8 protein-coding genes are annotated in these 7,468 nt (G+C 62.3%); 2 read left to right on the top strand and 6 right to left on the bottom strand.

Features of this window, described 5'->3' with window-relative positions:
- The 6 genes from ABZ453_RS49575 to ABZ453_RS49600 form a co-directional block, all read right to left on the bottom strand.
- Positions 1–505: ISAs1 family transposase (locus ABZ453_RS49575; RefSeq protein WP_359026466.1), on the bottom strand; the 505-nt coding region annotated here is incomplete at its 3' end.
- Between the two features lie 245 nt (positions 506–750).
- Positions 751–1,290 (bottom strand): hypothetical protein, encoded by a 540-nt coding sequence (locus ABZ453_RS49580; RefSeq protein WP_359026452.1) that lies wholly within the window; start codon positions 1,288–1,290, stop codon positions 751–753.
- A gap of 323 nt (positions 1,291–1,613) precedes the next feature.
- The gene (locus ABZ453_RS49585) at positions 1,614–2,696 is read right to left on the bottom strand and encodes an IS110 family transposase (RefSeq protein WP_359026454.1); all 1,083 of its coding nucleotides are present in this window, start codon (positions 2,694–2,696) and stop codon (positions 1,614–1,616) included.
- A 262-nt stretch (positions 2,697–2,958) separates the two neighbouring features.
- Positions 2,959–3,111 (bottom strand): hypothetical protein, encoded by a 153-nt coding sequence (locus ABZ453_RS49590; RefSeq protein ID WP_359026456.1) that lies wholly within the window; start codon positions 3,109–3,111, stop codon positions 2,959–2,961.
- A gap of 526 nt (positions 3,112–3,637) precedes the next feature.
- A complete protein-coding gene (locus ABZ453_RS49595; RefSeq protein ID WP_359026458.1) occupies positions 3,638–4,663 on the bottom strand; it encodes an alpha/beta hydrolase in 1,026 nt (341 codons plus the stop codon).
- Positions 4,660–5,484 (bottom strand): hypothetical protein, encoded by an 825-nt coding sequence (locus ABZ453_RS49600; protein WP_359026460.1) that lies wholly within the window; start codon positions 5,482–5,484, stop codon positions 4,660–4,662. The genes ABZ453_RS49595 and ABZ453_RS49600 overlap by 4 nt, the downstream gene beginning before the upstream one ends.
- Before the next feature lie 934 nt (positions 5,485–6,418).
- Between ABZ453_RS49600 and ABZ453_RS49605 the strand changes: the two genes are divergently transcribed.
- Positions 6,419–7,000, top strand: a complete 582-nt coding sequence (locus tag ABZ453_RS49605) for a transposase family protein (protein ID WP_359026462.1) — start codon at positions 6,419–6,421, stop codon at positions 6,998–7,000.
- Positions 6,910–7,377 (top strand): hypothetical protein, encoded by a 468-nt coding sequence (locus ABZ453_RS49610; protein ID WP_359026464.1) that lies wholly within the window; start codon positions 6,910–6,912, stop codon positions 7,375–7,377. The genes ABZ453_RS49605 and ABZ453_RS49610 overlap by 91 nt, the downstream gene beginning before the upstream one ends.
- Positions 7,378–7,468 lie beyond the last annotated feature (91 nt).

A 7,468-nucleotide genomic window follows, 5' to 3' on the forward strand; every position in this document is an offset into this window, starting at 1 on the left:
GTGCGTTGCCGGTCCGTAGCTGGGAGGCGTCCTCGGCGAAGGTGGTGTCGCGGACATGGTGCAGGGCCTCGGTCTTCCAGTGGTCGCGGACGAGTTGGGCGAGCTGGGCCGCGCCTGCCTGTTCGGCGGTCAGGCTGGTGACGGCGTAGACCGTCTTGACGGTGGTCCTGCCGGTCTTGCGGTCGGTGCGGCGGTGCTTGATCTGGACGGCCTGCCGGGCTCCGGGGAAGGGGAGGCTGTTGACGGTGGCGACCTTGATCCGGCGGATCTCCGAGCGGCCGTGGCCGATGCCCAGGGTGCGTCCCTGAAGCGGGATGTCTTTCCGGGGAAGGAACTTGAGCTGCCGGCGCAGCTTCTTCTGGTTGCCCTTGACGATCACGATGTAGTGGGCGCCGCGCCCGAGGAAGTAGTCGGCGTGCTCGCGTTGGGGGTGCATGGCGTCGCTGGTGACGACGGTTCCTGCCAGGTCGGCGACGGTGTCCAGCAGCGGCTGGAAGCAGGTGATCTAACCGGGCGTCATGCGACTACGCCGAAGCCCTGCCACCCGCAGCATCCGGGACAACCCCGAACGAGCCCTCCCATTCCTGGGTATCACCAACCACCCGAACCCTTCCGTAACTTGATCACGCCCTGCTTTCCTCGTAGCTGACAGGACCTTCGACAAGTCCCATCGTTGCAGCTCAGCAGCACTCTCCGCCTATTTGATCAAGGCTAGGGCAACCCCACTCGCGAAACTTTGAGGCTAACGAACTACCGGTAGGCGCGAATTTCATGGGTATCAGATACGAATATTATGTCGGGCTCGACATCCGGGTCAAAAACTGCTGATCTACCGATCGCAAATTGCGCCGCGCGGGCCGAGGGAAGCTGGCTGGCTACTGAGGAGGCTACATTGAGGAAGGAACGGTAAGGTATCGTTTCCTTCAATAGTCTGAGATCATTGGTCCTTCTTGTGGCCACCAAGAGTTCCTTCATGGCGTCGTTCATCCCTTTGCTCATGCGCCGGAAGGGGGCCCAAAAAAGTTGAGAGAAATGGCGGTTCTCTGTGACGGCCACTTCCTGCCAAGAAGTAAAAGATCCGTCCGCCAATCGATGACGGATGAGCAGGTGCATGTCATGCATTGCGGGGTTCGGGCCGAAGAAGCGGTAGTTCGGTACGGGTATACCGCACCGCTCCACTTGATGCAGCCACGACTGGTTCGGTCTGACCTGCCGGATGATGGTGAGTCCCGCCCAGATCGCCAGGCCTGCACGAAGCGCGGTGTGTCGTGTCTGGCGGGGCAAGGTCATGGCGCCTCCGTAAGTTGTTGGGCGGCCCAGATGGGCCGGATGTGGCTGTGGCGTCTTGCCAGTCATGGCTTCCAAAGGGTGGCCCTCCGGCTGTCCGGGACGCCCTGGCTGCTGGTCCGAAAATGAAGCATGAGTGCTGGTCATCGAGGCAGTGGCTGTGGTCGGCTCATGCCGCCTGGATGGGGTCGAAGCGGACGGTGTAGCCGAGGGGATTGGCCTGTCGGGTGATGCGGTGCATGGCGCGTTCGGGGTCGTGCTTGCGTGGTAGTCGCCGCCGAGGTCGGCGTATTCCGTGTTCTGGGTGAGCATGTGCCAGACCGCGGTCAGGATCGAGTGTTCGAGGGCAACGAGGGCCTTCTTCTTGCCAGCCGGGGTGCCAAGCGCCGGTAGCGGGCACCGAGGTAGGTGGTGTCGCGGGTGCGGGAGGAGGCCATCGCCGCGGTGCCCAGGGCGGCTCCCAGCCACCGGTTGCCGTGTCGGCGTCGGCCGGACTTGTGCCGCCCGGCGGCCTCGTGATGGCCGGGGCAGACTCCGGCCCACGACGCGAGGTGCTCGGCGGTACGGAAACGGGCCATGTCGCCACCGGTCTCCGCGATGATCACCTCGGCGACGCCACGGCCGACGCCGGGGACGGTCGCCAGCAGCTCAAGCCGACGAGTGAAAAGGGCGCATCTCCTCCTCGATCCGCGCCGACAGTTCACCGAATGCCTCGGTGAGGTGGTCGATCCGTTCCAGATGGAGCGGCAGAGAAAGGCGTGGTATTCGCCGAAGTTCCCGGTCAGCGCCTCCACCAGGGCGGGGATCTTCGGGCGCATGCGGGCCCTGGCCATCCCCGCCAGCGTGTGGACGTCGCGCTCGCCCTCGATGAGTGCGGTGAGCATCGCCCGGCCGGAAACGCCTGTGAGGTCAGTGGCCACCGAGGAGAGTTTGATGCCCGCGTCTTCCAGTTCCTTCTCCAGGCGCTGGACTTCGCGCGAGCGTTCCATGGTCAGGCTGGTGCGGTAGCGGGTGAGGCCGCGCAAGTGCCGGACCGGCTCCGGTGGTACGAACCACGCTTTGAGCAGGCCACATTCGCCCAGTTGGCACAGCCAGGCCGCATCGGCGTCGGTCTTGCGGCCGGGCAGGCCCTTGGCGTGGGCGGCGCTGACCAGGATCACGTTCAGGCAGTCCTCCAGCACGTAGAACGCCGGCCGCCAGTAGTCTCCTGTCGATTCCATCACAACGAGGATGACCTGCTGTTCGAGTAGCCAGTACCGCAATTCCAGCAGGAAGCTGGTCATGGTCGGATACGTGCGGATCTCCTGCCGCCGCGAGCATCTGCCAGAAGGGTTGCGGGTGTGGACACACGCCTTGACGTCTTTCTTGCCGATGTTGAGCGCGGCGCACCGCTCGTGCAGTACGTCCATGGGTTCCTCCCCGGGCAACGCTGTACGTGCGTGCCGTCCGGGGAGACAACAGGGCTGAAGAGTCTGGTCCGCGTGCTGCCGCAACAATCGATGGTCCCTGTCAGCGGTCCCCGACACCATCCTGACTCGCGAACTCACCAACATCACAGTGAAACCGGCGTTCCGGACGGACACTGGCCCCATTTTCCCGCCTCCACGGCGGCCAGCGCAGCGGTCTGGGTTCGTGACACGAAAATCCCCGTTCGGTGCAGCTAAGGCGCACTCATGTGGCCTCCATGGGCTGGAGGTTGGCCTGATAGCCGAGGCGGTTGAGCTGGTTGACGAGGCGGCAGGTGACACGGGTCTTGCAGGCACGTTCGAGGAAGTAGCCGCCGCCGAGGTGGGTGTCCTCGATTTGCGGGTGAACATGTGCCATCGAGATGAGGATGGAGCGCTGCAGGGCGACCAGCGCCCGATGGGTCGCGGCGTCCGACCATGCGTCGGTAGCGAGCAGCGAGGTAGGTGTTCTTGGCGTGGCAGGCAGAGATCGTGGCCTGGCCGAGCAGGCCGTCGAGCCCAGGGGTCGCGATCGACCAGCAAGCACCGCCTGATCTGCCACAGCAAGGGCACACCGCTGCACATCATCGCGACCGCCGCCAAGGTCAACGACATCACCAAAACCCTCGGCCTCGTCAATGGCATCCCGCACGTCGCTTGCGACCCAGCCGGCCCCGACGGCAGCGGAGTCGCCTCCCGGGCGACGAGGCGTACGACACGCAGGCTGCGCGCGCTGAGCTGCGACGCCTCCGCATCCAGACGGTGATCTCCCGCCAGGAGTCCCGGGAAATTACGGGCTTGAGCAAGGACCGCTACGTCGTCCAGTAGACCTTCGCCCTGCCCCACCAGTTCAAACGCCACGCGGTCCACCGAGAACGATGTATCGAACTCCACGACCCCAGCGGTCATGTAGTTGGTTCAGGTCGTGCAAGCTGGTGGCTTTGAGAGCTTTGGCCCTGCGCAGCATTGAGCGCCCACACGATCGCTCGAGTCACCCGGTCCGCGTGTGACTGGCGGGTGAGGAGCGAATTGTGGGTGGCGCCCTGCACAGTGTCCGACAAACTCACGGTGGAGAGCGCAGCGAGTTCCTCTTGATGTGCAGCGAAATCTGGCTTGCTTCCCACAGTCATTTCGGCGGTGACTACCGCGACCGGTCGCGGAGTGATGGATGGCAACCGTGTGGACTGTGCGGCCCAGTCATGCCTGCTGAGTGCGAGTTCCTGGTGAGCAGCCCGGAGCGCACTGACCCGAGACATGGCTTTGACCGTTGGCCGAACCATCGGGGGGGGCAGTGAGAGTAAATCTGCGTTCAAACCCCTACTCGGCGGAAGCCGCAGAACGGATCGTAGGATCCGCCGGTCCAACGAACGACGCAGCGTAAACAGGTCTGATGCTGCGGAACCCAGCATATCGGCCGGATGAGCCGAATCCACGAACACTAGACCAGCAGTCAGCTCTGGGTAGCGCTCGGCAAAAATTCGAATCAGTAAACCACCGATTGAATGGCCCACGAGGAGATAGGGAGAGGGTGCTCCGGCCGATTCGAGTACAGAGAGCAGGTGATCTGGGTATCTGGCGCTGCTTAATGCTATTTCGTTAGCCCGACTCCAGCCATTCCCCGGGCGATCATACGCCACGACACATGTCTCTTCGGGAAGTCGGTCAATTACCCACGACCACATGGAGGACGGATTACCCAGGCCGCTTTCGAGTACGACCGTCGGATGCCGGCCGGGATGCTCGATGACATGCTGTGCGCGGCCTGCAACCGACAGGAGCTGCCCTGGTGCCGGAGCCGACGACTCTGTCCCAAGCATTTCCCATAGAACCACCCCTAACGCAGTAGTGCCTATGAGGCCGATCACTACGAAATCTGAATCATTGGTGCGAATGCTTGCGTGGCGGCCACTAAGAGTACGCCCCGCGCTCATGAACGCATCGACCTTGCGGCGTAAGATACTGCCGGATAGGTGCCAGCGAACGCCCAGACAAACCGGTTCAGGCCCATAAGTCTTCCGTTGACGAGGTGAAATGCCAGACTCATCGCCAAGATGCCTTTAGCTATTGGTGCGCGGGCCACCAGCACGAGAGGGAAGGAAAGCTCGCCGACGATGACCGCCCAGGCCAGCATGGGAGCCAGATTAGGGTGCTCCCTGAGCAGATTGTGCATGGAGGGATCTCCATACGCTCTGGTACGGAAGATCCCAGAAATCGCGGATCCATCACGCCAGACTGGGGAGACCAGCTTGACCGCGCCCGAGACCGCATAGGAAAGGCTGGTATGAAAGGCGATGAAACGCAGGCACGTATCCTTGGCTACCTTGTCATTGGGGAAGGCACGTGCCAGCAGGGATACAGCGAACGTAAGCTGGGAAATTTGATCCGACCCGTCGTGGCCATAGGGGTGGCGCTTGCGCATCGCGGAAGCTGTCATTGCGAGAGCCAACAGCAGCAGAGTATGTTCAACGGGACCCGGCCGCCCTACGGCTAGTCGTACAGCAGCTGCAAGGCGGACGTGTAAAAGGGCGACGACATTCGGATATTTCAGAAGTTTGTCGACCAAATTTTGGGCGAGGTGATTACTGATTTCGTACCGATCCTGATGTATAGACCAGGAATAAAAACCGGTATCACTAAGAGTTTCTGAGCAGACAATTTGCTCTAGTGCGCCGATCGCGGCACCTACTGCGGTTATTCGTTCAATCCGAGAGAAGGCGGAATCGGCGGCCCTTCCTCTGTTGAGTTTAACCATTACATTAGTCGAGAAGGTCCGGCTGGCCAATCCATGCATTGCTCAGTCTCCAATCGGAGGACCAGTCTCTGAGGCGGATGGGAGTGCGCATGCGAGTTCTGTCGCGTAGCGACCGGAATTGCCTTGCTGGAATAGGCTCGCCCGCAGCCCGGCCGACCATGACGCGTCGAACCGGGCTGCACCGCTCCACGATTGGCCGTGGACGAGGCTACGCCGTACTCTCCGCCGCCAGGACGGCGAGTAGGCCTACTACCACCTGGCCCACGCGCCATCCAAGACGCAGCCGCACGGCACGATGTCCATTTCCTCAACGTCCTGCACGCACGCCGTCGGCATGCCTATGGATTTCAGTAGACCTGTCCGGTCTCCGACCTCGCGATCGGCGAGCTGAGTCACTGGGGACTCCGCTAGATTTAGCATGTAGGCTCCTTCGGCTAAACTCTTGAATCTCTGAGCGGTCAAGAATGAAGCGACAGATACTCCTCGACTGAACCCAGGTGGACGGTATCCACAAGCCAAGGCCCACCCGTTACTCCCGATCACCACCAACGTGCTTGTTTGAATGTGGATTCCATTTTTCTTGACCGATTTACGGAAAAGCCCTTAGAGATCTACGGGCTGTTGAAGAGTCGTGAGTGAGACCGACTTCTAGAGGGTTGCCGCCCTGCAGGAATCCCGGTAGGGGCAAGTGTCCCCAGTTTTTCATTCTTCCAGTGCGGCACAGTTTGTCGTCGAGCTTGTGGTGGTCTGTGTCGCAACTGATCTTGGAACGCGTGGGTCGAATGGAGTTCCTGGTTGGTGATCTCGTAACGAGCTCGTGCGTGGTTGGCGCTGGCACGTCGAGACCTTGATCGTTGATCATGGTCTGTGTGGTGGGAACCTGACCCGTGCAGCAGTCCTTCGCAGTCAGCAGATCACCGGACTGAGTTCAGAGGTGATCACCGAACTCGTATCAGAGATCGGCCTGTTGTGGCACGCGCAGCACCAGGCGACACTCGCCTCGCGTCCTCGCCAGCGAGCTGTCGGCGCTGGCGCCGAGCACAAGCTCGTCTTCGTCGACCGGCTCCTGGCCACGCTGATTCACCTCCGCCATCGCGCCACCCACGACGTGCTGGCCTGCTGGTTCGATGTAAATCGCTCCACCATCACGCGTGCGATCGCTGAAGTACGGCCGCTGCTGGCCCAGCGGGGCTGCACCATCGCGCCCGGCCGTCGGCTCCGCACGCTCGCCGAGGTGGTCGACCACCTCGGCGAGAACGAGCAGACCGGGATCATCGACGGCACCGAGATCCGCGTCCGCCGCCCGGCTGCCGGATGCAAGGACCGGGACAAGTACATCAAGGACTCGGGACAAGTACATTCTCGGGGAAGAACAACTCGGGGAAGAACAACTCGGGGAAGAACAAGCAGAACGCCGTCAAGTCCATGGTCCTCACCGACGCTGACGGCCGCCTCCTGTACTGCAGCCCGGCTGAGCCCGCGAGCTGTGCGGACATCACTCATGCCCGCAAGTTAAGGTTGGCCAGGCTCCTGGCCAACGGCCCCGCGGTGGAGATCCTCGCGGATGCCGGCTACCAGGGCCTGGGTGCCCAGATCGGCGGACGTGTAGTGACCCCGCCCCACCGCAAGTTCAAAAAGAACGCCCCGGACTGGTACGAGGAGATCCATGAACAGCGGCGCAAGGCCCACTCCTCACGCCGGATCGGCATCGCCCACCTGAAGAACTGGCGAGCCCTCGCCCGCCACCACGGTCGTCGTGAACACATGAGCGACATCCAGGCGGCCGCTCCGCTGCTCTCTCACCAACAAGCCGCCACCCTCGAAACCTGTCGCAGCACTCAAGGAGTAGTCAGTGGAGAGCGACGTGCGGTGACAAGGCGCATGCGTCGTTAGCCTCGATTCTTCAGCGGGTTTCGGTCGCTGATCAGTGCGGCTGTTCGCCCGTAATGTCCTCCGCCGTTGGAGGACGGGCCGTCGCGTGACG

Origin of the sequence: Streptomyces sp. NPDC005799, assembly GCF_040630525.1 — a bacterium.
In the GTDB taxonomy this organism is placed as follows: domain Bacteria; phylum Actinomycetota; class Actinomycetes; order Streptomycetales; family Streptomycetaceae; genus Streptomyces; species Streptomyces griseorubiginosus_B.

What these genes read in the sequence shown, in the direction of transcription:
- ABZ453_RS49580 (WP_359026452.1), bottom strand. Translation starts at nt 1,290, where the DNA reads ATGACCTTGCCCCGCCAGACACGACACACCGCGCTTCGTGCAGGCCTG.
- ABZ453_RS49585 (WP_359026454.1), bottom strand. Translation starts at nt 2,696, where the DNA reads ATGGACGTACTGCACGAGCGGTGCGCCGCGCTCAACATCGGCAAGAAA.
- ABZ453_RS49590 (WP_359026456.1), bottom strand. Translation starts at nt 3,111, where the DNA reads ATGGCACATGTTCACCCGCAAATCGAGGACACCCACCTCGGCGGCGGC.
- ABZ453_RS49595 (WP_359026458.1), bottom strand. Translation starts at nt 4,663, where the DNA reads ATGAGCGCGGGGCGTACTCTTAGTGGCCGCCACGCAAGCATTCGCACC.
- ABZ453_RS49600 (WP_359026460.1), bottom strand. Translation starts at nt 5,484, where the DNA reads ATGGTTAAACTCAACAGAGGAAGGGCCGCCGATTCCGCCTTCTCTCGG.
- ABZ453_RS49610 (WP_359026464.1), top strand. Translation starts at nt 6,910, where the DNA reads ATGGTCCTCACCGACGCTGACGGCCGCCTCCTGTACTGCAGCCCGGCT.